Source organism: Niameybacter sp., from assembly GCF_036655075.1.
Classification (GTDB): Bacteria; Bacillota; Clostridia; order Lachnospirales; family Cellulosilyticaceae; genus Holtiella.
This window is the reverse complement of the sequence record NZ_JAVVQU010000023.1, coordinates 22,754-47,096: the sequence shown is the minus strand read 5'-3', so window position 1 is coordinate 47,096 and position 24,343 is coordinate 22,754. Positions and strand designations below refer to the sequence as shown.

Here is a 24,343-nt window from a genome sequence, read left to right as displayed (position 1 = left end):
AAATCAGCTGGTACCAAATACTCTCCACTGATGATAAACTTGTAGAAGGATATGACACATAAAGTCATATAAATCCCTCCTACAATCAACACACCCGTTCCTACTTTATTAAATAGCATAGAAAATACCATTAACAAGCTAAAAATTAAAATCAAATTAATGATAAAGCTAGTTGGATAGTTATAAGCCCATTCAAAAAGACCAAATACATCTTGTCTTAATAGTGCTTCTCCACAAAAAAGAATAAGTAGACTAAATACCATCATCCATCCTGTTCCTGAACACATTTGTTTAGCTGTCTCTCTTATTCCTTTTATACGACTTTCTATTTTTCCGTTTTCCCTTTTCATAACCTCACCACACATCTATAAAATTTTTTCACACCATGCTAACATCTCTTCTTTTGTTCCTCTCTCATGGTCAATGACTCCAATAACTTCATCTTTCTTGGCAAAAATATGTCCTACCTCTTTAAGTACATGCCAATAGAATGTACCTGCCCCATTTACTTTTTTACTTAATCGCTCCACCTTAATACGACCAAACCATCTCGCCACACAATGGTCATATGCCAATATTTCATCTCCCTTTTGGACATAAGTTTCTTCCTTTATAAGTGTATTCATATCCACAATATCTTGCACCTGTAAAAACTGCTTAGACCCTTCTTCCTTTATAGTATAAAGCGTAGATGGACTTAAGACCAGCTCATAGCGGTATGCTTGTGCATGTAAACTCCAGTCTACTGCTAATAATCTTTCGTAGAGTTCTACTGGCTTTACAGGTAATACCATCTCCTCTTCTTCCTTATCTTCCACTGCTTGTTTGACCTCTAGTATTCTATTTTCTATTTCTATAAAAGGTTCAATACGTTCTGCATAAATATATTCACTTTGACTGAGTAATCGTTTCGCTTTTGTAAGCCATTCATAGAACCGAATATCATCGAACAAGAAAATTAGGCGATTATTTTTAAACTGATTGTATTTAAGAGGATATTGCATATACTCCAACAGCTCTTCTAAATCTTCATAGTTGTAGACTTCCCATGAATCTGCCTTTTCAAATTTAACTTCTTTCATTTTATCTTTATAATAGTCTCCTACATAGACTTCATGTTGGTAGAGTAAAAATATAATTGTATCCATTGTTTTTATCCTGTCCTATTCTTGTGATATTTAAATCATTAACTATTGTATACCTATTTTTCTATTTAGACTACATTATTTTCTTATAGTATTTATGTAATTAACTTGTTATAATAGAATAAAATAAAAATGATAAGTAAAATGAGGTGATTTTCATGGCTTCCACTTATGAGGAAGTATGTACTCTTCTCTCTAACAGAGAATTTAAAAAAGCAGAATCTTGGCTTATGAGTCATCCTACAAAGGACGACAAGTGGCATTTTTTATATAGTAAAATCTTAATGCAAAAAGCATGGTTTGACTCCGCTAAAAGTCACTTAGAAAAGGCTATTGCCTTAAACCCTGCAAACACTGACTACAAAAAGCAACTGGCAAGTTTTATGGCAAGACCTGACCGCTACAGTGATGACTACTATAACGGTAGACACTATAGAAGGCGCAGTGGATGTTGTTGTTGCTGTTGTGACGATTGTTGTAACTTTAGCTGTCTTGACCTCATCTGTATGGACACTTGTTGTGAATGTATGGGTGGAGACTTAATCCAGTGTATTTAGAGGAGGCTTCACATGTTTGGTTACGTTACACCCCTTAAACAGGAACTAAAAGTACGAGAATTAGAAGCCTTCAAAGCCTATTATTGTGGCCTATGCTCACATATTAAAAAAAATTTTGGTCAGCTTCCACGCATGGTGCTTAACTACGACCTAGTAGCTTTATCCCTTCTACTTGATGGATTGAGTCCTAGCAAAGCTTATCTTCAAAGCCGTAGTTGTATGGTCCATCCACTTAAGACCAAACCTATGATTATCAATAATGACGCACTAGACTATGCAGCAAGTATGAATGTATCTCTTGCTTATTATAAACTTTTAGATGATATAGAAGACGAGCGTAGCTTAAAAAGTGAAGCGCTCGCTTCTCTTCTTAAGCCTTATAGTCATAAGTTTAGCCAAGGTGTGGTGAAAGTTAATCACTTAATTGAAAGAGAACTCAAAAATTTACATCTATTAGAACATAGTGGTGACTTTTCTTCTATTGATGAAATCAGCCATCCTTCAAGTTTAATGGTGGCAAATATCTTAAAGTATTACCCTTACCCTTTAGTAGATGACAGCCCAGTATTACGCGAAAAACTTTTTAATTTTGGCTATGCTCTTGGAAAGTGGATTTATGTAATTGATGCTTTAGATGACTTAGAGAAGGATATGAAAATAGGTGCCTTCAACCCAATAAATCTCCTTTATAACAAAGAAGATTTAAGCTACGATATCTTAATCAAAAAGGTCCGTGACCCCATTAGTTTTACTCTTTTAAACTGTGGCTACAACTGCAATCAACTTTTACAGTCCTTACCACTCAAACGTCATCGTGTGATTTTAGATAACATTATTAACTTAGGCATGATGGATAAATACAACAAAGTCATTTCTCCTTGTGCACATTGTAAGGGAGGCAACTAAATGTCTACAAAGCAACTGGTAAGTGGAAGTATTTTATCTGCACTGACACTGCTTATTTTGTACTGTACATTACTTCTTCCAACTAACACATTAACCTTATTGACACTTGCTTCTATTACAGTGCCTATTGCGCTCATCCGAGAAAATACAAAGACAGCTTTCATGGTGTACCTAACCTCTAGTTTATTAGGGGTTATTCTTTTACCACTTAATATTAGCCTCATGTATGTTCTCTTCTTCGGTTGCTATGGACTAGTGAAATACTTCATTGAAAAATTAGACCGCCTCCCCTTAGAGTGGCTCCTTAAATTTGTAGGATTTAATATTATTTTTGCATGCGTCTACTTCTTATTTAATCAACTTATTATGCCTGGTGCCTTTAGTGGGCTTATTACGCTCATTCATCAACTTATGCCAAACCTTAATCTATCACCTACTGTCATAATCTTCTTACTTGGACAAATAGGATTTTTTATTTACGACTACGCTCTTACCCTACTTATTGATTTATACTATGCTCATGTCCATAGTTATTTAAAATAATTTCTAGATTCACTGTCTCATTTGTCACTTCTTTCCATCTGTAGAATAGACTAAAATGAAGGTATTTATTAATTTGAATTTATTTTAAGGATGATGACTTATGAGCAATTTACTTCCTTTAGCAGCACTGGGCCTACTTTTTATCAATAAATCTCATCCATCTTATAGGCAGCAAGATGCTGATACCATTCCTATTACCTTTTCTGTATTAGGTCCAAAAGGTGCTACCATTTTGCTCCCGCCTACGCCTCAAGATGTGACAAGAGGAGATTCTGTCCTACAGGCCTCTATAGAAGTTTTTACTAACCAACATATTGCTTATGCGCTTTCTGGTCAAGGCCATACCTCTTTAGTCGTAAGTATCAGTGACTTGAAAAATACTGATTATGGCCCAAACAGTAGATGGCTGTACAAAGTAAATGGTACCCTACAATCTTCTTATCCTAATGACTACACTTTAAAAAGTGGTGATATTGTAGAATGGGTATATACGACCAATTCTGGTGAGGATTTACACTAGCCATGTATATGTACCTTTCCTGGAGCAATAAAAATAGACACTAAATTCATTAGATTTAGTGTCTATTTTTATTGCTTTCTATTTGACTGTTTCTATTTCCAGAACCTCTATAGCCTTACCTTGAAGTTTTTCAATCTGTTTTAAATCACTAACTTCCTCTTGACTACAAAATGAAATTGCGGTTCCTCCCATACCTGCTCGACCTGTACGTCCAATTCTGTGAACATAAGTTTCCGGAACGTTAGGAATATCCATGTTCACTACATGAGATAGTTTATCTATATCAATGCCCCTTGCTGCTACATCAGTTGCAACTAGAATCTTAATTTCTTTATTTTTAAAAAGTGCCAAAGCCTTTTGTCTTTCAGATTGATTTTTATCACTATGAATAGCTTTCGTCCTTATATTGGCTATATTAATAGCCTTTGCTACTTTGTCTGCTTTCTTTTTAGTTCTTGTAAAGACTAATACCGATTCAAAATTCATATTTTTTAATAACGTCAATAGTAAGTCAGTTTTATCCGGTTCTTCTACCCTATAGACTTGTTGCCTAATTTCTATCTCCTCAGAAACAGAACTTTCAACTGCTATTTTAATCGGATTTTTTAAGATTGTATGAACAAGCTTCATAACCTCTTTTGGCATTGTTGCTGAAAACAAGAGATTTTGTCTCACCTTTGGCAACTTCAATAAAATATTTTTAACATCCTTCACCATTCCCAAATCTAACATACGGTCTGCTTCGTCAAGTACGAGCACCTCTACAGCCTCTAAGTTTACATGCCCTTGCTCAATAAGATCTAGAAGGCGTCCTGGTGTTGATACCAAAATCCTCGGCTCTTTCTTCAATACCTTAATATGGCGTTTAGGTGTAACCCCACCAAAAATAGTACCTATTCGAGTACCTAGATGTTTCCCATAGCTTTCAAAGCTCTCTCCAATTTGAATGGCTAACTCACGTGTTGGTGCTAATACTAATGCACGAATAGGTGAACGTTCTTCGGCACCCATCCTCTCTTCACCTATCCTCTGTAAGATTGGTATTGCAAAAGCAGCTGTTTTGCCTGTTCCTGTCTTAGCACACCCTAGTACATCTTTCCCACTAAGGATAGCAGGAATGGCTTTTTGCTGTATTGGTGTTGGCTCTTTATAGTTTTGTTCCTCTATTGCTTTTAGAATAGAAAGATTTAAGTTAAAATCCTGAAATGACATCTATTTTCTCCTTTTGCATAAACACTATCTTCCATATTACCACATTTTTTAAACTTTGCATCATTGGAAAAACCACATGGCCTTCTTGTGCTTTTGACACTATAAAATCCCATGTGGTTTTAGTATAACACTTATTCAATTGTAATAATCTTGTTCACACTATCCCAGTCTACTAAAGCACCTAAGTTTTCACTAATAAAGCGAATAGGTACCATGGTTGTGCCATTCACTGTCTTTGGCGCTACAAGTAAACTTTGAGTTTGTCCATTAACCATAGCCTTTGTGCTATCTACTGTTAAAGCAATCATACTCTCACCTTGCTGAATGATGATACTTCTACTTTCACCTTCCCAATCTACATCTGCTCCTAAGTTTTCACTAATAATACGAAGAGGCACTAAAGTTGTACCCTCTTCAATAAAAGGTGCAACTGGAGGATTGACACGTTTGCCACGAATAATAAGTTTGATTGTTGAAGGATTACTATTGTTCTCTTCATCACTTGGTGGTGTTGGTGTCGGCTTTGTCTCTTCTACTGTAGGCTCACCCCTCCCCACAAAATCGCTACTTACAAATCCTACTTGTCCATCTGCAAGACCTACCTCATACCAATTATTGGCTTCTCCAAAAAGAGTAAGTCTTGTACCTTTTTTAAGTTTACCTAAGCTAGTATAAGAGGTACCTGGGCCACTTCTAAAGTTAACACCATCTGCTGTTATAAAGGCTACTTGTCCTACTACTTCTTGGTCTGGTGTTACACTTGGCTGCTCTCCACTATCTGGAACTTGATCTGGTGCTACAGGTGCGTCATCTGGATTTACTTCTGGTGTCGTCTCAGGCTTAGTATCTTCTGGCACCTTGCCTGTATAGTAAGCTTGTAAAGCTGTTGCTACGCCTTGTCTATTATTCATTAAATCCTTCAAACTAAAGTAAATACTGCCTTCAATTTCAGGATATTGTTTGTTATTTTCTAATTGAGTAATTATTTCTTGAGCTACTGAATCTTTGTAGATTCCTTGGCCTATGTAGAGTTTTACATCTGTTCCACGTACTTCATTTGCCCACCATTCAATAAGGGTATTATAATTAGCAGTTTTATGAGTCGTTTCCCAATAAATTTGTGGCACCACATAGTCAATCCACTCATTTTCAATCCAAGTTCTTGTATCTGCTGCTACTGTATAGTAAGATTCCCCTCCACCTGTAGCAGAACCTGTTGGATCACTTTTTTGATTTTTCCATATTCCAATTGGGCTAATTCCAAACATGACATCTGGATTGGTCCGTTCAATAACGGCACTCACTCTTCTCACCATATCATTGATATGCTTACGCCTTGCATTAGCTGTTGGACCATCTCGATCTTCCCCGGTTGGAAGTGGATAGTTAGATGGATAGAAGTAGTCATCAAAATGAATCCCATCAATGTCATAGTTGCTGACTAATTCTTCTACCGTATCTTCAATATGATTTTTCACTGCATCTAACTCCGGCTTATAGTAATACGCATTGTTGTAAGACATCACCCAATCTGGGTTCAGCCTAGCAGGATGTGTTAAACTTAAATCACTTAAGTTTGTCCCAGCTTGTGTCACACGATAAGGGTTTAACCATGCGTGGATATCCATCCCTCTTTTATGTGCTTCTTCAATCATAAAAGCTAAAGGGTCATATCCTGGATATAATCCTTGTGTCCCTGTTAAAACATCTGACCAAGGATTGATATTGGATACATAAAGCGCATCTGCCTTTGGTCTTACTTGTACTATAATCGTATTTATACCAAGTTCTTGCATACGACCTAATTTATTGATAAATTCTTTCTTTTGAGCTATGGCATTATTAATATTTGATTTGCTTGGAAAGTCAATATTACTTACTGTCGCCATCCATACTGCACGCATGTCATCTTCATGGGCTGCAGCGTGTAGAGGACTTGGGAAAATACTTACCAAGGAGAATACAACAAGTAATGCCAAAATTATTTTTTTCATTTTCCTTCTCCTTCTCTGTGAGTTAAAATTGAGCGCATTTATTTACCCTTCTATTATATACCAAAATATGCCTATTTAGTACATTGTCATGAAATCGTAAAGAATTTAAAAAACGAACGTATGATTTGTCACATTTTGAAAGATACTAATAGCGGAGCATTTTTTAAGGAGGATATTATGAGCAAACATTACAAAGATAATGGCAAAACATCTAGTGATCCAAAAACAGGTAATACAAAAGGTCATATTTCTTCTAAAGCAGGTATGAAAGATCCTGATGGAAAATAAGTCAATCAAAAGAGGAGGCGCTACACACTGGTGTACGTCTCCTCTTTTGAATTGTTATACTCACTTAACCCTTTACAGCACCTACTGCAATGCCCTTAATGATGTATTTTTGACAAGAAAGATAGAAGATGATAATTGGAATAATGGCAAGTACAAGCATTGCCATCATGGCCCCCATATCGATAGATCCATAGCCACCTTTTAAGTATTGGATAGCAATAGGTATAGTCTTGTAATCTGTTCCAATAATGAGATAGGGTAGTAAGTAGTCATTCCAAATCCACATGGTATTGAGAATAGCCACTGTCATCGCTGTAGGCTTAAGCATAGGTAGTACAACTACAAAAAAAGTTTGGAAAGGATTACATCCGTCTATTAGCGCAGCCTCCTCAACTTCAATAGGAATAGATTTGACAAAGCCACAAAACATAAACACTGAAAGCCCTGCACCAAATCCTAAATAAATTAAAATAATCCCAATAGGGTTATCAAGTCTTAAGGTATTGGCTACTTTGGTCATTGTAAACATCACCATTTGGAAAGGTACAATCATAGAAAAAACAAATAAATAATAAAGTATGGACGTAGTTTTTGTTTTCACTCGAATTAAAAACCATGCAGTCATAGATGTAAAAAGTACAATAGCACCTACAGAAAACAAGGTTATGAATAAAGACCACCCAAAGGCTTGTGGAAATCCTGTCTTGGTAATCCCAGTTATATAGTTGCCGATTCCTACAAAAGTTTCTCCATTAGGAAACTGAAAGGGTAAGTCACTAATAAAAAATTTCCCTTTGAAAGAGTTCATAAGAACAATAAAAATAGGTGCAATGAAAAGCAGTGCTAATAAACTTGATAAGACTAATAAAGTTGTTTCTTGTATCCATTTCTTAGGCTGCTTAGACAAGGTTATTGTTTGCTTATTCTTGCTGAAAGCTGTTGTTGCCATTAGCTTTCCACCTCCTTATTCCGTGTAAAGATAAGTTGTGGCAAGGAAATGCAGGCGACTAAAATAAAGAAGATGACCGCTTTTGCTTGCCCCACCCCTTCCCAGCCTACTTTTCCATAGAAGGTATTGAAAATATCCAATGCCAACATAGCCGTCTTGTTAGCTGGTGCCCCCGCTGTTAAAGCTAGGTTTTGATCAAACAGTTTAAAGGAATTAGATACGGTCAAGAATAGGCAGATTGTGATCGCTGGCATAACTAGTGGTATTGTAATACTTTTTAAAATCATCCAAGAAGAGGCACCATCTATTTGGGCAGCTTCTACTAATGTTTCTGGAATACTTTGAATCCCTGCAATGTAAATAATCATCATATACCCTATAAGTTGCCAGTTCATCAGCACCACTAATCCCCAAAAACCATATTCTGGTTTAAAAGTCAAAGTAACCCCGAATTTGTAGAGCACTCCATTAATAATAAGTTGCCAAATATACCCCAATACAATACCACCGATTAAATTAGGCATAAAAAAGATTGTACGAAATCCATTGGTTCCTCTCATTCCTCTTGTCAGCAAAAGTGCTAACAAAAAGGCTCCAATATTAATAGTAAGTACCGCTACCACCGCAAACTTTCCTGTAAACCATAGTGCACTTAAGAAATCTGGGTTTGAAAACGCTTTTATATAATTATCTAAACCTACCCACTGAGCATCTGAAACCGTCGTAAACTTTGTAAAAGACAAATACACCCCCATAATAAATGGAATAATAAAAGCAATTGCAAATGCAATGAGCGTTGGTAACACAAAAAACGGAAAATATTTTTTTAGTGTCTTCTCCACCTTATTCCCCTCCCTCAAATTTTCTAAAAAAGAGGCTCTTACAAGAGCCCCTTTTGGTCCAACTTTTAGTTCCCTTTGGCTGCGTTTTCACTTGCCCAAGATGTTTTCACTACTTCTATCACTTCATTCCAACCTTTTTGTCCTTGTGCATACTCAAGAAGAGCATCACCAAAGTCATTTTTAAAGTCTTCACTTGGGAATGCTGCAAAAGTCCAAGCTACAGAATTTACATCCTTTTCCATCCAACGCAACACTTCTTTTGCAAGTGGATCTGCTGGTTTTTCATCTTCTTTAAAAGTTGTAAAAGGCGCAATGAAACCAAGGTCATTAGTTACATAAGCTTTGCCTGTATCGCTTGAGAATAGCCATTCAAGAAAAGCTATAGAAGCATCTTGCTTTTCTTTGGATACTTTTGAGTTGATGGCAAAGTAATTTTCTGTACCAATACATAACCCTTGTTTGTCTTCTCCTGGCATTCCTGTGTAAATAGGTAAGTATTTAATAGATTCAGGTTTAACAACATTCCCATCTACTCCATTAATTTGTGACCATGCCCAGTTTCCGTTTTGAACCATAGCCACTTTCCCTAATGCAAATTCTGCCATGGCATCATCTACAGATTTACTTCCCAACATAGCTGGCTGTGTTGCTGAGTTATTAATGTAAAGATCAAAGATATTTTGATAATTTTTCTCATATGTAAAGTTAATTTCCTTTGAAGCAAGTCCTGCTAAAATAGTATTATCATAGTCTTTGTTGTCCATGAACTCATAATAGAATGGTAAGTTTGCCAGATGAGTTTGCCATCTCCATTGCTCCCCAGCACCAAGTGAAGTAGATGCAAAGACACCTTCAATTCCTAAATCACTTTTATGTGCTGTCATATCTTCTGCTACAGCCTTTAATAAGTCAAAATTTGTGATTTCCTCTGTTGATGTAATTGCTACTGCCTTATCTGGAAGGGCAAAATATTGTTCCATAATATCATTATTATAAATAATGCCATAGCCTTCAACTACATAGGGGATTCCATATACCCCATCTGCATTAGATACAGCTAAACTTTGGTCAGATAAGTAACTATATAGTTTCGTATCTTTTAAGTTAGCACAGTAATCAGCCCAAGATTGATACCCTACAGGTCCATTAATTTGGAAAATAGTTGGTGCTTCTGACTTAGCCATCTCTGATTTTAATGTGGTTTCATAAGTCCCACTAGCAGCTGTTTGAATTTTAACTTTAACACCTGTTTCTTCAAAATAATCATCTGCTATCTTTTGATAGACTTCTGCTATTTCAGGTTTAAAGTTTAAAAAATAAATTTCTGTTCCACTTTGTTTGGGCGAACATGCCACTAAAGAACCAAGCAACGTCAGACTCATAAGTGAAGCTGCAATCTTTTTCGTTTTCATACAAAACTACCCCCTTATAATTTAAACGATTATTTTATAAACTCCCATTTCAAAGTCAAAACTCTAGTAACTGGTAACGTTTCCAATTTCTTTCTTCTTATATGTTACCACTTTATTCCAATTAATACAAGTAATTTTGTGTTTTATTCTGACTATTTTATTCTTTGCATATTTTTTTATTAAATAGGTTGTACACTTTTCCTTTTTCTTATAAAATTAATTCAAACTTATCGTATATTATGAGGAGGATTTATGATTACTTACACAACAGGAACACCCACAGAGTATGATGATTTATTAGACTTTGGCAACTATGTCTTCAAGATAGATTTCAAAGCACTCCTTCCAAAACTCTATGATCACCAAGAGCACTTAGCACCTTATCACTTTATCGCAAAAGAGGGCAACCGTATTAAGGCAATGGTCGGATGCTTTCCTCTTGACTTAAATGTAGGTACTCACCATCTAAAGGGGATGGGCATTGGAACAGTATCTGTACATCCCTATAGCAGAAGACAAGGATTTATGAAACACCTAATGACCAATGCCTTAGACTTTATGCAAGCTGAACAAGCTGACTTTGCCATTTTAAGTGGTCAAAGACAACGTTATGAATACTTTGGCTTTGCGCCAACAGGTGTGATGATGCGATTTGTGGTAGACCAAGTTAATCTTGCCCATAAAAGTATAACCCACACAGACAGTTTCACACTTCGTCCCTTTGATGACTTAACTTCCCTAGAACTTCAACACATCTCTAAGTGGCACCATAGTAAGCTACTTTTTAGCTCACGCCCGCTAGAAAATTTTATTACCATTTGTAAGACTTGGCAAGCGCAACCTTTTGCCTTCTATCAAGACGGTGTGTTAAAAGGCTATATCATTATTGCAGATACAAATGTATTAGACTTTTATATAGAAGAAACATCACTTTTAGGGCCTCTACTCTCACTCACCTTAAGCCAACAAAACCTAGGTGGCTTAAGCTTATCAGTAGGCCCACATGACCAAGACCTCATCACTTATCTCATGGATTTTGCTGAGAACTACTCCATAAGCACAGCAACGCACCTCAATATTTTAAACTATGAAACCTTTATTCGTACTTTCTTAGCACTTAAATCATCTTATACTTCCTTAGAAAAAGGGCGTTTAATCCTTGAAATTAAAGATGTAGCTACACTTCTTATAGAAATAGGGGAGCAGATTCAAGTTACACCAACTGACCAGGCACCACATATTAGTCTTTCTCATTTAGAGGCTACCCACTTCCTTTGTGACCCTATGCGTTTTATTCCGGAAGAACTTAGAGACCTTACTGCTCTTATTTACTCTTGGTTCCCACTGCCATTTAGTTTTTGCTCTATAGATAATGTATAAGTAATCTGCTTTATTCTTTAGTCAATGAAATCCATCTGCCACAACACACAAGCCAACCTAAGATTGCCTATGTTTTACAAGAGGGAAGGCAATCTTAGGTTGGCTTGTATTGTTTGATTATTCTTTGCCTTCTACCTTCTAGCAATAACCCATTCTATTTCTGTTTCTTGGTACTCATTCTCTACACCATGATAATATCTAAATTCTGGATTGTTTCTTGCATGGTAAGTATACGTGTAGTCATCAAAACTTCCTTGGTGCTTCCCTTTTTTCCCTTCCATTACTTGGTCGATTAAACCTTCCACTTCTTGAAGATTAGCTTCATCCATATTCCATTCATTTTGACACCATGTCATAAGTGGATCAAAGTAATCCCTATCAATGACTTCATCATTTATTTTATTGAATACTACTCTTATTTTTTGAAGTTGATTATCTTCTACAAAAAGCTGGTACCCTAGAGCATTCTGTTCAAAATAAGTTTCCTTAGTTTTACCTTCTTCTAAGTATAGTCCCATATAATCTCTATGTTCAAAAGCAGGTGTTGTAAAACGAAGAAGCTTTGTTGTGCCTTCTACATAAGGCCAATTTACTACAAACTTATCTGTTGGAATAGCTTCTGCTAACTTTTTGAAATAGTCATCTATAAGTATGACAGGTTCATTTTCAATAGTCATATAAGAAGCATCATTATAGCTGTACCCATAATCTTTTATTTCGTAAAGATGTGCTGGTTTAATCTTAATCATGGCGTTATTAATCACTATACTTTGAGGGTTCCAATTGGCGGTCTCTGATCCTACTTGTGTCATAAAAGCTTTAATACCTGGAAAAACTTCATCTAACTTCGTCGCCCATTCACTAGTCTCTGGGCTTATATTCTGCTCTTCGAAAAGTTCCCAGTTCAAGTAGACACGGTATCCACTTGTATCTATCTCATCCTTATAACGACTCTCTGGTGCCCCATTCAGCCCTTTAATGGTAGCATATGTTTGCTCAAGTAATGTGTGATTTATCTTGTAATAGGCATTCTCTTCTGCACTAGCCTCTAATTTTTCTCTATCTTCTTCTAACACAACCTCCTCTACTATAGTCGTTTCCTGTGTCACCACTGTATACTTACTGCATCCTACTAAAAGCATGCAACTACTTACTATCCATATAAATTTTTTCATTTTCTCACCTCCTATTTCTCCTTACAACCAATTCTAGCTATTTTATACATAACGATGTAGCCAATCAATCCCGCCACAAACATACTTATCCAAACACTACCTGATGCCATCCCTCTATCAAGTGCAAAACTTCCTATCATAACAAGGGTGTAATAACAAGGAAGTAATGCTACACATACTGTACCTACTCCTACAAAAATAATACGTGAAAACTTCTCTGGAATAAGCTTGCTTTGGTCTTCTACTTTAAATTGCTTACTCCTTATCCATCCAACAGCAACTGATACAACAATGATGATGAGTAAAATAAGTACTTTCGCACCCATTAGGTTTATGGAACAAACTTGTGCCATTTCTCCTCTTAACCCACTTTCAAACAGTGAAGTATCCATATAGCCATATGCTAATGGTATGGTAAGAAACTGCTCAACCCGTATAAATTCACCAACTATAGCTGCAATATAAAAAGGCACAAAAAACATAATTGCTGTTACAATAATAGCAAAGATACGATTGCTAATAAGATACTGCATCATCAATAGTGCTACATAAGCTGCTGTAATTACAAGATAAAGTATTCCAAGCAACAAGATAATACTTCCAAAGGATTCAGCTGCCTCTATAGGTGTCTGCAGCATACTTATACTGTAGTAATCTTGAAGCCAATCACCATGGTAACTTCTAAGATACAACATGCCTATACTATACACTAAGAACGGTACTGTATATGTAACGATACCACATCCCATCCTAATTACATAAAGCTGACTCCCTTGAAGAGGAAGTGCCTTTAAAAATCGTCCAACCTCTATATTTTTAGCATCTCTAAATTGTAAGTACACAAGAAGCACAAGTCCTACTACGCTTCCTATAAGAAATATTCCATACACACCATTCATCTCTTGTGTGAACAGATTTTGAATTTGCCAAATCTCTGTATGCGTGATGAAACTGCTTCTTCTACTTTTCATTTGCTCAGCAAATAGCCCAAATATGCCAAGACAAACTATAGCAAAGTACAACACCATCCATCTTAAGGTTTTAAATTCATACCTAATTAATGCTTTATATCTATTCATCGTTCATTCCCCTCCTTCCCCCTTCTGTATAAATAAAGATTTCCTCTAAATTCATACCAATAGGTTCTACAATACGTGCACCTGCATCTCTTAACTTTTGTTCTAGTGCCAAGGTGTACTGGTCTGTAATCGCATAGTATACACTTCCTATACGTTCCACATTGACAAATTCCTTCCATTGTTCAAATACTGCAGGTGCATCACCTTCAAAAACAACTTGAAGCTTCTTAATACTTGACTTTAAGTCTTCAATTGTAGACTGATAAGATACATGTCCCTCATGTATAAAAGTAACCTCATCACAAATCTTCTCAAGCTCTGTCAAATGATGAGAAGAAATGAGTACTGTCATTTGCTTCTCATCTACCGCTTCAATAAGCAAGTCTAAAAGTTGCTTTTTGGCAATAGCATCTAGTCCTGATGTAGGTTCATCCAGTACCATTACTTTCGGATTAGAAGAAAGATGAAGCATAAAGGAAACACGCATTTGCATCCCTTTGGAAAGCTGGGTTACTTTGCTTGTTTCTTTGATTTTAAAAAGTTTGTTGTATCGTACAAAGTCCTCTCTACTAAACGCTGGATACATACATTCAAAGAAATCCACCAACTCATTGACTTTATAATTCTTGAAAAATTGATTACGGTCAGCAACATAGCCGATTTGCTCTTTCACTTGGTCATTTTCCCACACAGACTGATTTCCTATTGAAACTTCACCTACATCTTGTTTGTAGATTCCTACTAAACACTGAATTAATGTGGTTTTCCCTGCACCATTTTCTCCTATAAGACCATGTATGGTACCAGGTCGTATATGAATAGATACATCCTCTACTGCTTTAAAGCTCCCAAAACTTTTACTCACATGATTTATCTTAATCATTATTGATCTCCTCCTTTCAACTCTTTAAAGACTTTATCCACTTGTTGAATAATCTCTTCTTCCTGAAGTCCCATATAATGCAATTCAATACAAATATTCTTAAGCGTTTGATAAAGTGCTTCCATCTTTTCCTCATCCACCTTTTTCACCTGCAGGGTACATACAAAAGTACCTCTCCCCCTAATTGTTTCAATAATTTTTTGTCTCTCTAACTCTTGGTATGCCTTGCTCACTGTATTGGCATTGATGGTCAGCATACTGGCAAGTTGTCTTACCGATGGCAACTGGTCACCACCTTTTAAAATGCCTTTTAAAGCTTGTTCTTTCACTTGATCAACAATTTGTTCATAGATTGGTTTTGTGCTTCTTACATCAACTATAAACATCATGCACCTCCTTCCACTCTCAATCTTTTATTATTAAGTGCACCATGTGTGTGTCATGTGTACTATATCAACTAATACACTCAAACTATACAAATATTATTTGAACTTGTCAACGCCTTTTTCTAATTTAAATTTTTTATTTTAGCCGACCTTTTGCCCACCTATCTAAAAATTCCAATCATTTAGTGGTACGCATCTATGTCCTTATCCTACGGTTCAATCGTTCTGGTAGCTACTGCTCTCCCAAACCATTCCTACAGAAATGAGAGTAGGCTAGTCTTTTAATTTTAATGCTGTTTTTGATAACTCAAGCTAATCTATCTTTAAGAATTTTCAAGATAAATAAGACAAAGAGCCTGCCTTCCCCTATAGGGTAAAACAGACTCTCTTTTTTCTTCTAAATTTCGTAACTTAATTGGATGAAAGCTTCAACATCTTCTTCAATCGTTTGAATTGAAGCTCTCCAGAAGTCTACATCATGTACATCAATCTGTGCCGCTTTTGTCACATCTGCAATTTTCATTTTGCCTGTAAGGGCAAGAAGCTTCTCATAGTCACTTGGGAAAGTCTCAGGATTTGCTAAATACTGTGCATAGAGGCCTTTTGCAAAGAGTAATCCGAAGGCATATGGGAAGTTGTAGAAGTGTCTTGTAGTGAAGTAGTAGTGTGGTTTCCATGTCCACATGTATGGATGTAAGAACTCTGGATCTAAGCCGTCTCCATACGCTTCTCTTTGAGCATCTAACATGGCATTTTTAATCTCTTCTACTGTCAGTGGGCTCACCTTACGTTTTTCGAACAAAGTAGACTCAAATAAATAACGTGAATAGATGTCTACAATAACTTGAGTTGCATCTGAAAGCTCTGTATCTAGAATAGAGAAGGCCTCTTCTTTGTCTGCTTGTTTGATGGCTGCCTTTTTCACAATGGTTTCACAGAAAGTTGAAGCAGTTTCTGCAAGTGGCATTGGATACATCGTATTAAGTGCTGTTTCATCATTTAAGCAATGCCCATGGAAGCCGTGTCCAAGTTCATGTGCCATTGTGATGACATCACTAAAACTGTTACCGAAGTTAAGTAGGAATCTAGATTCTTTAATGCTATGTAAGTTAGAACAGAATGCACCACTACGTTTACCTTCTTTTGGATATACATCTAACCAACTTTTATCAAAGGCATTTCTTGCATATTTACCTAAGTTCTCACTAAAGTTTGTAAAGTTTTCTTCTACAAAAGCTTGACCTTGTTCATAGGTATATGCCATATCTTTTTCACTCACTGGTGCATACAATTCATAGAAAGGTAATCCATTGTTATAACCTAAAAGTTCTGCTTTTCTTCTTAAGTAGCTTCTAAGCTTTGGCATACTTTCTTTCATCGCTGTAAGCATGGCATCTAATGTCTCTTGGTCCATACGAGATTGCTCAAGGGTCATTTCAAGTGGTGACTGATAACCTCTTAACTCACACACTGTGATTGCTTCTCCCTTAATACCATTAAGTGCTGCTGCAACTCCATCTTCAATCTTTTTGTAAGATTCAATTTCTGCATGGTAAGCACGTTTTCTTACTTCTTTGTCAGAACTGTAGGCCATGTTTAGTGCTACAGTAAGAGGATATTCTTTCTTTTCCCCATCTTCTTCAATCTCTACCTTATGCATAGAGATAAGTAGATTTTTGTAATTTGCCCATGCTGAAGAACCTGTTGTTGCCATACGTGCAATAATTTCTTCCTCTTTTTCCCCTAACTGATGGGCTGCCTCTTCCACGATTTCATGAATAAAGAAGCTATGTGCAGTAAGTAGTTCAGAGCTTGCTACTACTATATCTAACTCTTTAATTTCACTAATCCATTGATATATGTTAGCCATTGTCCCAGCTAAATCGCTTGATTTATTCTCTAAAATAGCTTGGTATTTGATGCCTTGCTCATTTTTTGATTCTACACTTAAGATAAGTGAGGTAAATGCCATTAATTTTTCTTCAAACTCTCCAAGAGTTAAGAAATCCTTGATGATGGTTTCTAACTTTTCTTTTTCTTCCTCATGATTGATAAGGACTGTTTTTGTCCATGCTTTGATCGTTTGAATATGTGCATCATACTTGTCTAAATCATTTTTAAAGCTTTCACAGTCAAAAGACTCATAAAGCTCTTTTAAACTCCAATCTACTGCCATTTTACTTTCCACCTTTCTAAACTTTCATCTTTTTAAATAAACAATTATTTTATAAATTATATCACACAATATTTTCATTTAATAATAAAACTTTTTTCAAACCTTTTGCTTATTTGTTACACTATATAAAGTGAAAGCTTTCAGGAGGATGAAAAATGGATAAACAACGCGCGGATTCTATTATTGAAAACTATATAAGACCTATCTACGGCTTTTCCTTGAATAAAATGGGGAATTTAGACGAGGCTGAGGAACTTGCAGGTCGTATTACTATAGAGATTTATCATGTCCTTCGCCACAAAAATGACTTTGTGGATTTAAATAGTTATATTTTCAAAATAGCCCACAATGTATGGACAAAATATTTGCAAGAAAAAACAAATCTTAAAGGACATTGCATTCTTAATGATACAACCCTCTATCAACATGAAAAAAATGTGGATGAAGTTCAAGTTTATCGCAAAGATGGGGGCAAATATATTGCCGTTGCAGATGTAGATACACCCTTACACCTCTCCTTTGATCAGGCAAAATATAATACTACATCTATGATAAGAGGTGATGCCACAGACCCTCGTGTAGAAGGCTGGCAAATGGGTACTTATTGGAGTGAACGTAAATTGGATTGGCGCGATAATCTCTATACGGATTATCTAAGTCTCTATCACTTTATTAAAGGTCAATTGATAGAATCAGAAATCACTGCTCCAACTTATAGTAGACTCTTAGAAAAAGAATATTTGGTAAAAACTGATTCTGGCTACAAAGTCAATATTGTCTACTTATTCCAAGAGGAAAAAACTAAGCTCAATGCCCTTTTGCCAAAACCTTCTGAAGAACTTAGAAACCTTTGCCTAGAGTACGATGAAAAGGTTTATCAACTTCAAAAAGTAGGTCAACCTCTTCATATGCATAAGACGATTAGGTATCAAACCCAAGACCGCCTAGCTACCCTTTGGCCTTATGTCTTTGAACATATGCTTACACAAGGTGTACTCAAGTTACCTACCAAAGAACAACAAAAAGGCATCTCTACTATTTTGCATATTTAATAAGGAGGTTTATATGTTCAAGCGTATTCTACATTTTTCTAAAATTACTATTAGTGCTTCCCCTTTATTTTTCACTTTAAATATGATATTCCTATTCGTTATTGCACTTAGCCAATTAGGGATTACCTTCTCTTTTAAGCTAGCAACAGATACTATCTTAGAATCACAGACAGTGGGGCATGTTTCTTATCAGATTGCCCTACCTATCCTTTTCTTCTTTTTAATGATTTGTATCGCTGGGAATACAGGAAACTTTGAACAGATGATGATTACGGCCTATAGTCATAAGGCCAAACAGATTTTTGCTAAGTATTTTCTTCATAAAAGTTATCAAACCAAGCAAGACGCTTTTTATGACCATACCTTTTATGATCAATACACTTTTGTCAAAAATAATATTGAAAACACCTCTAACATCACCGTCACCCTTTTTAACAAACTAACGCTCTCCATCTACCGTTTGTTACTCGCCGTTGTAGCTATTTCCTACTTCAATCCTTTAATCGTTGTAGGTATGCTCCTTCTCTCTTTTGTGATGATTGGTGTCAACAGGTACGTAGTCAAAAAGCGTGTTGCACTGCAAGAGACTTATGTAAAAGATGAGCGTCACGCTAAGTACTACCAAGAACTTCTTTCTTCTAGAGCTCATGCTAAGGAGCTTCGCATCTTTAAATTACAAGATACGTTTCTTAACAAATGGGAGACGTCTTACACCCACTATATGAAGGCCAAATATGCCTTTGAAGTGAAAGCTACTTGGCTAAGTCACCTCTCAAGCTTTCTCCAAGTTTTAATTACTTATAGTCTCACTTTATATTTCTTATACTTAGTTCAAAAAGGTGAACTACAAGTAGGCGACTTTGTCTTTTTAAATGGAATGATGTTTTCCCTTACGGGTGCCCTCTCTAGTATATTGACTGTTCTTACCAAGGACTTAGCTGAAAATGACCTCTATGTTCAAAAATATGAGGCCTTCACAGGTACACCTACCAAAAAGCAGTTAAACGCTATGCATGAGACCACATCCCAAATGAAATCCGACATTGTAGGCCCTTTCCACACCTTAGCCTTTCAGCACGTTTCTTACTGCTATCCCGGGGCGAGTGACTACGCTGTGAAGGACTTAAACTTTACGCTAAGGCAAGGTGAGGTTATTAGTCTCCTTGGTTATAATGGTAGTGGTAAAAGCTCTCTCTCTAAGCTGATGAGCGGATTGCTTGAAGATTATGAAGGACAAATCTTACTTAATGGAACAGATATTAAAACTTTACCCCAAGAAGCCCTTTACCGTTACTTTGGTATAGGTTTCCAAGATTTTGCCCGTTATAGCCTTTCCTTAAAAGAAAATGTAGGTGTCGGTATGATAGAAGCTTTAGACGATGACGTAGCCATCCAAAAGGTTATTCAAAAAGGTAACCTAGAAAGCATTATAGACCATCTTCCAAATGGTTTACATACACTTCTTGGAAAAGAATATAGCAAGGAAGGACAGGACCTAAGTGGCGGTCAGTGGCAACGCATTATTTTATCTAGAGCATATATGGGTGAGCCAGACCTTTTAATTCTAGATGAACCTACAGCGTCTATTGACCCACTAGAAGAAATGAGACTACTTGGTCAATTCAAAAATATTGTGCAAGGTAAAACTGCACTACTTATCTCCCATCGCATTGGTTTTGCTAGAATGGCTGATAGGATTTGCATTATGGAGAACGGCCATATTGTAGAAGATGGCACCCATGATACCCTTCTACAACTTAAAGGTAATTACTATACACTCTTTATGGCTCAACAAGAACTTTATAAATAGGAGGAAACTTGCTATGCCTAAAATACCCGCACTTCACGCCCTCATTGAGGCAAATTGCTTTGCTTTTAAAAGCAACAAAGTTACTTATCTTGCCAGAGCATTTACTGAAATTGCATCTGTTGCCGCTATCTTTCTTGCCATGAAGTCTACGGAATACACCACCAATAGTGCCTACCATCTTTTTGAGGGCACTACTTCTTTTAGCACTGTAGTCGTGGGGGTAAGTGGCTTCACCTTGAGTCTTCTCCTTTTTCAATTAATAGGTATCTTGAGTTCCCTACTTCCTCACTTAAGCAACTTAACTTTAAAAACATTACTTACGCCTACCCACAAGCACAAACACAAAGCTTGAAGGGACTTAATCTACAAATTCGACCAGGTGAAAAGCTTGCCATTGTCGGACATAACGGAAGTGGTAAAACCACTTTCACTAATCTTCTCCTTGCACTTACCCAAGCTTTTCAGGGGCAACTCACCATAGAAGATGATGCTGTGAGTACTTCCTTGCAACATCTGTCCTCTTGTATTCTTCAAGACTTTGCTCAGTACCAGATGAGCATTCGCGACAATATTGCTCTAGGCTATATCCCCCATACTTTTAGTGATGAAGAAATTTGGCACTATCTAGACCAAGTAGGCCTTAAAGAAATGGTCTTGGATCTTCCTCAAGGTCTAGATACTATGCTCGGTCAACTAGAAGAAGGTGTAGACCTCTCCAAAGGTCAGTGGCAACGTATAGCCATTGCCAGACTTCTTGCTAACCCTCACGCAAAAATCTGGATACTAGATGAACCAACAGCCTATCTAGATCCTTTGTCTGAAATAGAAATTTACAACCTAATCTACGCACTAGCAGGTGACCGCGTTGTTCTTTTCATCTCCCATCGTCTAGGCTTTGCCAAACGTGCCGACCGTATCTTAGTATTCCACGATGGTGTTATCCAAGAAGAAGGGTCCCACTCTGACCTTCTTACGCAAAACGGCATTTACGCCGAAATGTATAAAATGCAAGAGACGTGGTATGTTGCCTAACTAATCTGGCTCCTTTTTGTTTACGCTAATTTATTTTTAGTGGCTCTTTTATTGCTCTAGCCCTTTGTGTATGACCTATTTATCATCTTTTTAAAGTTTGACGTATATTTCATTTTTTTATTGCAAATAATAGTTGATAAATATTACTTCTTGGAGGTCTATTATGAAACGCAAACTCGCTTTATGGAGTGTCCTTGTGCTCGCTATCTCTACACTTTTTGGTACAGTTTGGGCCGCTAATAAATTAAGCCCTATTAAAGCCTCTTTAAACACAGACTACAAATACACCTATAACGGTAAACAAATCTTAAAAAATGTTCCTGCTATCATCTACAACAACATGGTCTATGTGCCTGTCTATAACTTAACTAAAGAACTTGGCTATAATGTCAATGTAACCCAAAGTGAAACAACTCTTTCACTTCCAGAAGCCACAAAACCACCAACTAAACCTACTGAGCCTACCGATACTGTAACTATCGACAAAGCACAAATCATTGCTATTAATTTTGCTGATCATATAGTAACTGTTGTACCAGCAGGCAAATCTAAAGATATGGCTAACCAAATTGATCTTAAAATCACCCCTGAAACAACTATTCAAAGTAGTAAAGACAAAAAAAATTATAAGTTATCTGATTTAAATACAGGTATTAATGTAAAAGTCGTTCATTCAGCAGCTCAAACTAAATCTATTCCACCTCAAACAGTGGCTTATAGCATCACTCTTTTATAATTCTGACAACTTCTCTTTCCTTCCTTGCTTTATATGCTATAATAAAAGCTATACATTTAAATGAAGCAGAGGAAGAATTATGGATATGACACAGTTAGGCGAATTAGCCTACGAAGATGGTAAATATTTAAAAGCACTGAATTACTTTTTACAGGCTTATGCCGAAGATCATGATACGTATACCCGCCTGAATATTGCGCTTTGCTATCAGGCTTTAAATAATAAAGCACAAGCCTTCTCCACCTATGAAGCTATTATAGATGAAGACCCAGATGAAGCGATGGCTTACTACGGCATCGCTTCTCTCTATGATGATGATGAGAATTATGAAATGGCCATTGCCCATTATCAAAAAGCTATTGAAGTAGATCCTTTTTATGATAGAGCTTACTTCTTTTTAGCCAATGCTTATGATATTTTAGGTGAAACCCATAAAGCGGTTGAGACCTATAAGACACTTCTTGAAATGATGCCAGAGGACTTTTGGGCACTTACTAACCTTGGCTCGATTTATGAAACACAAGGCATGATAGACTTTGCCCATCAAATGTTTAAGCGTGCCCTAGCCCTTGAGCCTAATCATGGGGTTGCACTTTTTAATATGGGTGTCATTATGTCTAAGCTCAATCGATTTAACGATGCTATTCATTACTACAAACATGCCCTTACTCAAGATACTTCCTATTCTTACACCTATCTCAACCTTGCTGTACTTTACAAAGAGCAAGGACAAATAGAAATGGGCCTGAAAGTATTAAATGAGGGTATTAACCATATAGAAGAAGAAGGATTCCTCTTCTATAACCGTGCTTGTTTCCATGCTTTACTTGGACACACTGAGGAAAGTCAATCTGACTTACAAGAAGCCATTAAATTAAATGTAGGGTTCTTGGAGTATGCGAAGAAAGACCCTGACTTAAATAGTATTTTATCTCTTTCATAAAAAACAGCCCAATCTTCTTAGAAGGTTGGGCTGTTTTGCTATTCTCCTGCCACCATAATACCCTCTAGACAAACAGCTAATGGCCCCGTGTAACCTCTTCTTACTTGGCGCTCTACAGAAAGTATCAAATGCCCTTGTAGCTCCTGCATCACACCTGAAATAGACCCCCCTGTAAGAGGGATTATTTGTGTTCCATCATGATAAAGTGCAAGCCGCATCTCCCCACCAAAGTCTCCTGTGAAAGGGTCTACTTGGAAGTCTGAAAAACTAATAACTTCTAAGTACGCTCCTTGTTTCATTGCTTCTAAAGTATGGCTACCTGTCTCCACTTCTATGGTGTTATAGCCACCTGTAGGTTCTATTCCTAAGTAATGACTAAATTTACTTGCACCATGAATCGTTTTAAGCACACCCTTTTGTAGGAGTGGACGGTCTATCATCTTAATCCCCTCCCCACTCCAAGGCTCTGTAGCTTTAAGGGTAATATTCAATACATCTTCTTGGATATTTTGACCTTGTACACAGTCCCCTATCTTATAGTTTGAGTAATTTGGATAAATCATAGAAGCCGCTGCATTAGTTGTATAGTAACTTAAAAGAGTCGCAATATGCTCCCCTGATAAAATGACTTTGTACTTACCTGTTTTGGGGCTTTGTTTTGCCTGTGCCCTTAACGTTGTTGTTTCTAATGCTTTTTTTACTTTTTGACTAAGTGCTTCACACTCTAAATTTTCGTAGTAAAAATCATGATAAGTTTCTACATCTTGAGGTACTGTACACTGGATGACAAACTCACCTTTTGTACAATATTTTTCATAAGCTACCTCTATACCCTCTGAGTTTATAATGGATACATTCCTCTTTTCTACAAAAAGTTCACTAGAGTTGACAAATACCTCTGCCTCTTGATCGTACTTAAAAAGTGCCTTAGTTAATTGGGCAGCACGCGCTTCTAAAGTATCCCCCTCAATAGATGTAGACATAGAGACCTTTTCTTCTTTTGTGCCTACTGGTAATGGATAGTAAGGATTTTTCACAAAAGAAGCCGCGTAGTAGGCATCTTTTAAGGTAGTCTCTACTTCTTCATAGGTCATAGTTGGGTAAATATTTGCAGTTGCAGACCCTCGCATTTTGCTACCTTCTGCTTCAAAATCTTGGTAAACTGTAACCACATAATGAGCTACTTTTTTCTTACGACTCATATCTAGTTCTTGTTTAATGAAGAAAAGTTCTACGGACTCGACCTCTACCTTATTGATTAAATAGGTCCTAATTTGACTGGCTTTAAGTGCTTGTAAAATTTGTTGTTTCATCTTCTCATCC

Annotated in this window: 24 protein-coding genes; 11 read left to right on the top strand and 13 right to left on the bottom strand. The window is 36.6% G+C overall.

Going from position 1 to position 24,343, the window contains the following annotated elements:
• Both RRY75_RS08085 and RRY75_RS08080 read right to left on the bottom strand, forming a co-directional pair.
• Window positions 1-350, bottom strand: a 350-nt coding sequence (locus RRY75_RS08085; protein WP_332716297.1) for a hypothetical protein, incomplete at its 3' end; no start/stop codon positions are given.
• Window positions 351-365: 15 nt separating this feature from the next.
• Entirely contained in the window at window positions 366-1,148 is a 783-nt protein-coding gene (locus RRY75_RS08080; RefSeq protein ID WP_332491014.1) for a hypothetical protein, read from the bottom strand.
• A 155-nt stretch (window positions 1,149-1,303) separates the two neighbouring features.
• Here RRY75_RS08080 and RRY75_RS08075 point away from each other — a divergent pair, with 155 nt between their 5' ends.
• The 4 genes from RRY75_RS08075 to RRY75_RS08060 all read left to right on the top strand — a co-directional run bounded on the left by RRY75_RS08075 (window position 1,304) and on the right by RRY75_RS08060 (window position 3,671).
• Window positions 1,304-1,702 (top strand): hypothetical protein, encoded by a 399-nt coding sequence (locus RRY75_RS08075; RefSeq protein ID WP_332491015.1) that lies wholly within the window; start codon window positions 1,304-1,306, stop codon window positions 1,700-1,702.
• A 12-nt stretch (window positions 1,703-1,714) separates the two neighbouring features.
• The gene (locus RRY75_RS08070) at window positions 1,715-2,608 is read left to right on the top strand and encodes a DUF5685 family protein (RefSeq protein WP_332491017.1); all 894 of its coding nucleotides are present in this window, start codon (window positions 1,715-1,717) and stop codon (window positions 2,606-2,608) included.
• Window positions 2,609-3,151 carry a hypothetical protein gene (locus tag RRY75_RS08065; protein ID WP_332491019.1) on the top strand — a complete coding sequence of 181 codons (543 nt, stop codon included), beginning with the start codon at window positions 2,609-2,611 and terminating at the stop codon, window positions 3,149-3,151.
• Window positions 3,152-3,251: 100 nt separating this feature from the next.
• Window positions 3,252-3,671, top strand: a complete 420-nt coding sequence (locus RRY75_RS08060; protein WP_332491021.1) for a DUF4430 domain-containing protein — start codon at window positions 3,252-3,254, stop codon at window positions 3,669-3,671.
• Window positions 3,672-3,749: 78 nt separating this feature from the next.
• Here RRY75_RS08060 and RRY75_RS08055 read toward each other — a convergent pair whose 3' ends face one another.
• The 5 genes from RRY75_RS08055 to RRY75_RS08035 form a co-directional block, all read right to left on the bottom strand.
• The gene (locus RRY75_RS08055; RefSeq protein ID WP_332491022.1) at window positions 3,750-4,883 is read right to left on the bottom strand and encodes a DEAD/DEAH box helicase; all 1,134 of its coding nucleotides are present in this window, start codon (window positions 4,881-4,883) and stop codon (window positions 3,750-3,752) included.
• Between the two features lie 131 nt (window positions 4,884-5,014).
• On the bottom strand, window positions 5,015-6,877 hold the full coding sequence (locus tag RRY75_RS08050) for a family 10 glycosylhydrolase (RefSeq protein WP_332491023.1): 1,863 nt from the start codon (window positions 6,875-6,877) through the stop codon (window positions 5,015-5,017).
• 352 nt (window positions 6,878-7,229) lie between these two features.
• Window positions 7,230-8,114, bottom strand: a complete 885-nt coding sequence (locus tag RRY75_RS08045) for a carbohydrate ABC transporter permease (RefSeq protein WP_332491025.1) — start codon at window positions 8,112-8,114, stop codon at window positions 7,230-7,232.
• On the bottom strand, window positions 8,114-8,956 hold the full coding sequence (locus tag RRY75_RS08040) for a carbohydrate ABC transporter permease (protein WP_332527531.1): 843 nt from the start codon (window positions 8,954-8,956) through the stop codon (window positions 8,114-8,116). Before RRY75_RS08040 ends, RRY75_RS08045 begins: the two co-directional genes overlap by 1 nt.
• Window positions 8,957-9,021: 65 nt before the next feature.
• Window positions 9,022-10,368, bottom strand: a complete 1,347-nt coding sequence (locus tag RRY75_RS08035) for an ABC transporter substrate-binding protein (RefSeq protein ID WP_332491029.1) — start codon at window positions 10,366-10,368, stop codon at window positions 9,022-9,024.
• A gap of 252 nt (window positions 10,369-10,620) precedes the next feature.
• On the opposite strand from RRY75_RS08035, the gene RRY75_RS08030 reads away from it, so the two are divergent.
• Window positions 10,621-11,748: a GNAT family N-acetyltransferase gene (locus RRY75_RS08030; RefSeq protein WP_332527532.1), complete on the top strand. Its 1,128-nt coding sequence runs from the start codon at window positions 10,621-10,623 to the stop codon at window positions 11,746-11,748.
• A gap of 131 nt (window positions 11,749-11,879) precedes the next feature.
• On the opposite strand, the gene RRY75_RS08025 is transcribed toward RRY75_RS08030, so the two are convergent.
• The 5 genes from RRY75_RS08025 to RRY75_RS08005 all read right to left on the bottom strand — a co-directional run bounded on the left by RRY75_RS08025 (window position 11,880) and on the right by RRY75_RS08005 (window position 17,447).
• Window positions 11,880-12,923 (bottom strand): hypothetical protein, encoded by a 1,044-nt coding sequence (locus RRY75_RS08025; RefSeq protein WP_332716290.1) that lies wholly within the window; start codon window positions 12,921-12,923, stop codon window positions 11,880-11,882.
• Between the two features lie 11 nt (window positions 12,924-12,934).
• Window positions 12,935-14,002, bottom strand: a complete 1,068-nt coding sequence (locus RRY75_RS08020) for a hypothetical protein (protein WP_332716288.1) — start codon at window positions 14,000-14,002, stop codon at window positions 12,935-12,937.
• Window positions 13,995-14,885 carry an ABC transporter ATP-binding protein gene (locus RRY75_RS08015; protein WP_332491037.1) on the bottom strand — a complete coding sequence of 297 codons (891 nt, stop codon included), beginning with the start codon at window positions 14,883-14,885 and terminating at the stop codon, window positions 13,995-13,997. Before RRY75_RS08015 ends, RRY75_RS08020 begins: the two co-directional genes overlap by 8 nt.
• The gene (locus tag RRY75_RS08010) at window positions 14,885-15,271 is read right to left on the bottom strand and encodes a GntR family transcriptional regulator (protein ID WP_332491039.1); all 387 of its coding nucleotides are present in this window, start codon (window positions 15,269-15,271) and stop codon (window positions 14,885-14,887) included. Before RRY75_RS08010 ends, RRY75_RS08015 begins: the two co-directional genes overlap by 1 nt.
• 397 nt (window positions 15,272-15,668) lie before the next feature.
• Entirely contained in the window at window positions 15,669-17,447 is a 1,779-nt protein-coding gene (locus RRY75_RS08005) for a M3 family oligoendopeptidase (RefSeq protein WP_332528444.1), read from the bottom strand.
• A 155-nt stretch (window positions 17,448-17,602) separates the two neighbouring features.
• Here RRY75_RS08005 and RRY75_RS08000 point away from each other — a divergent pair, with 155 nt between their 5' ends.
• The 6 genes from RRY75_RS08000 to RRY75_RS07975 all read left to right on the top strand — a co-directional run bounded on the left by RRY75_RS08000 (window position 17,603) and on the right by RRY75_RS07975 (window position 23,020).
• Entirely contained in the window at window positions 17,603-18,499 is an 897-nt protein-coding gene (locus RRY75_RS08000) for a hypothetical protein (protein WP_332528445.1), read from the top strand.
• A 13-nt stretch (window positions 18,500-18,512) separates the two neighbouring features.
• Window positions 18,513-20,309: an ABC transporter ATP-binding protein gene (locus RRY75_RS07995; RefSeq protein ID WP_332716283.1), complete on the top strand. Its 1,797-nt coding sequence runs from the start codon at window positions 18,513-18,515 to the stop codon at window positions 20,307-20,309.
• A gap of 13 nt (window positions 20,310-20,322) precedes the next feature.
• Window positions 20,323-20,661, top strand: a complete 339-nt coding sequence (locus RRY75_RS07990; protein ID WP_332527722.1) for a hypothetical protein — start codon at window positions 20,323-20,325, stop codon at window positions 20,659-20,661.
• Window positions 20,658-21,341, top strand: coding sequence for an ABC transporter ATP-binding protein (locus tag RRY75_RS07985; RefSeq protein WP_332491046.1), 684 nt, complete (start codon window positions 20,658-20,660; stop codon window positions 21,339-21,341). The genes RRY75_RS07990 and RRY75_RS07985 overlap by 4 nt, the downstream gene beginning before the upstream one ends.
• Window positions 21,342-21,504: 163 nt before the next feature.
• Window positions 21,505-22,077 carry a stalk domain-containing protein gene (locus tag RRY75_RS07980; protein WP_332527723.1) on the top strand — a complete coding sequence of 191 codons (573 nt, stop codon included), beginning with the start codon at window positions 21,505-21,507 and terminating at the stop codon, window positions 22,075-22,077.
• 79 nt (window positions 22,078-22,156) lie between these two features.
• Complete coding sequence (locus tag RRY75_RS07975; protein WP_332491049.1) at window positions 22,157-23,020, top strand: tetratricopeptide repeat protein; 864 nt, start codon at window positions 22,157-22,159, stop codon at window positions 23,018-23,020.
• A gap of 38 nt (window positions 23,021-23,058) precedes the next feature.
• Here RRY75_RS07975 and RRY75_RS07970 read toward each other — a convergent pair whose 3' ends face one another.
• The gene (locus RRY75_RS07970) at window positions 23,059-24,333 is read right to left on the bottom strand and encodes a metallopeptidase TldD-related protein (RefSeq protein ID WP_332716278.1); all 1,275 of its coding nucleotides are present in this window, start codon (window positions 24,331-24,333) and stop codon (window positions 23,059-23,061) included.
• Window positions 24,334-24,343 lie beyond the last annotated feature (10 nt).

Excerpts from the sequence above, each read along its gene's own strand:
- RRY75_RS08080 (WP_332491014.1), bottom strand. The coding sequence starts at position 1,148 with ATGGATACAATTATATTTTTACTCTACCAACATGAAGTCTATGTAGGA.
- RRY75_RS08075 (WP_332491015.1), top strand. The coding sequence starts at position 1,304 with ATGGCTTCCACTTATGAGGAAGTATGTACTCTTCTCTCTAACAGAGAA.
- RRY75_RS08070 (WP_332491017.1), top strand. The coding sequence starts at position 1,715 with ATGTTTGGTTACGTTACACCCCTTAAACAGGAACTAAAAGTACGAGAA.
- RRY75_RS08065 (WP_332491019.1), top strand. The coding sequence starts at position 2,609 with ATGTCTACAAAGCAACTGGTAAGTGGAAGTATTTTATCTGCACTGACA.
- RRY75_RS08060 (WP_332491021.1), top strand. The coding sequence starts at position 3,252 with ATGAGCAATTTACTTCCTTTAGCAGCACTGGGCCTACTTTTTATCAAT.
- RRY75_RS08055 (WP_332491022.1), bottom strand. The coding sequence starts at position 4,883 with ATGTCATTTCAGGATTTTAACTTAAATCTTTCTATTCTAAAAGCAATA.
- RRY75_RS08050 (WP_332491023.1), bottom strand. The coding sequence starts at position 6,877 with ATGAAAAAAATAATTTTGGCATTACTTGTTGTATTCTCCTTGGTAAGT.
- RRY75_RS08045 (WP_332491025.1), bottom strand. The coding sequence starts at position 8,114 with ATGGCAACAACAGCTTTCAGCAAGAATAAGCAAACAATAACCTTGTCT.
- RRY75_RS08035 (WP_332491029.1), bottom strand. The coding sequence starts at position 10,368 with ATGAAAACGAAAAAGATTGCAGCTTCACTTATGAGTCTGACGTTGCTT.
- RRY75_RS08030 (WP_332527532.1), top strand. The coding sequence starts at position 10,621 with ATGATTACTTACACAACAGGAACACCCACAGAGTATGATGATTTATTA.
- RRY75_RS08025 (WP_332716290.1), bottom strand. The coding sequence starts at position 12,923 with ATGAAAAAATTTATATGGATAGTAAGTAGTTGCATGCTTTTAGTAGGA.
- RRY75_RS08020 (WP_332716288.1), bottom strand. The coding sequence starts at position 14,002 with ATGAATAGATATAAAGCATTAATTAGGTATGAATTTAAAACCTTAAGA.
- RRY75_RS08015 (WP_332491037.1), bottom strand. The coding sequence starts at position 14,885 with ATGATTAAGATAAATCATGTGAGTAAAAGTTTTGGGAGCTTTAAAGCA.
- RRY75_RS08010 (WP_332491039.1), bottom strand. The coding sequence starts at position 15,271 with ATGTTTATAGTTGATGTAAGAAGCACAAAACCAATCTATGAACAAATT.
- RRY75_RS08005 (WP_332528444.1), bottom strand. The coding sequence starts at position 17,447 with ATGGCAGTAGATTGGAGTTTAAAAGAGCTTTATGAGTCTTTTGACTGT.
- RRY75_RS08000 (WP_332528445.1), top strand. The coding sequence starts at position 17,603 with ATGGATAAACAACGCGCGGATTCTATTATTGAAAACTATATAAGACCT.
- RRY75_RS07995 (WP_332716283.1), top strand. The coding sequence starts at position 18,513 with ATGTTCAAGCGTATTCTACATTTTTCTAAAATTACTATTAGTGCTTCC.
- RRY75_RS07990 (WP_332527722.1), top strand. The coding sequence starts at position 20,323 with ATGCCTAAAATACCCGCACTTCACGCCCTCATTGAGGCAAATTGCTTT.
- RRY75_RS07980 (WP_332527723.1), top strand. The coding sequence starts at position 21,505 with ATGAAACGCAAACTCGCTTTATGGAGTGTCCTTGTGCTCGCTATCTCT.
- RRY75_RS07975 (WP_332491049.1), top strand. The coding sequence starts at position 22,157 with ATGGATATGACACAGTTAGGCGAATTAGCCTACGAAGATGGTAAATAT.
- RRY75_RS07970 (WP_332716278.1), bottom strand. The coding sequence starts at position 24,333 with ATGAAACAACAAATTTTACAAGCACTTAAAGCCAGTCAAATTAGGACC.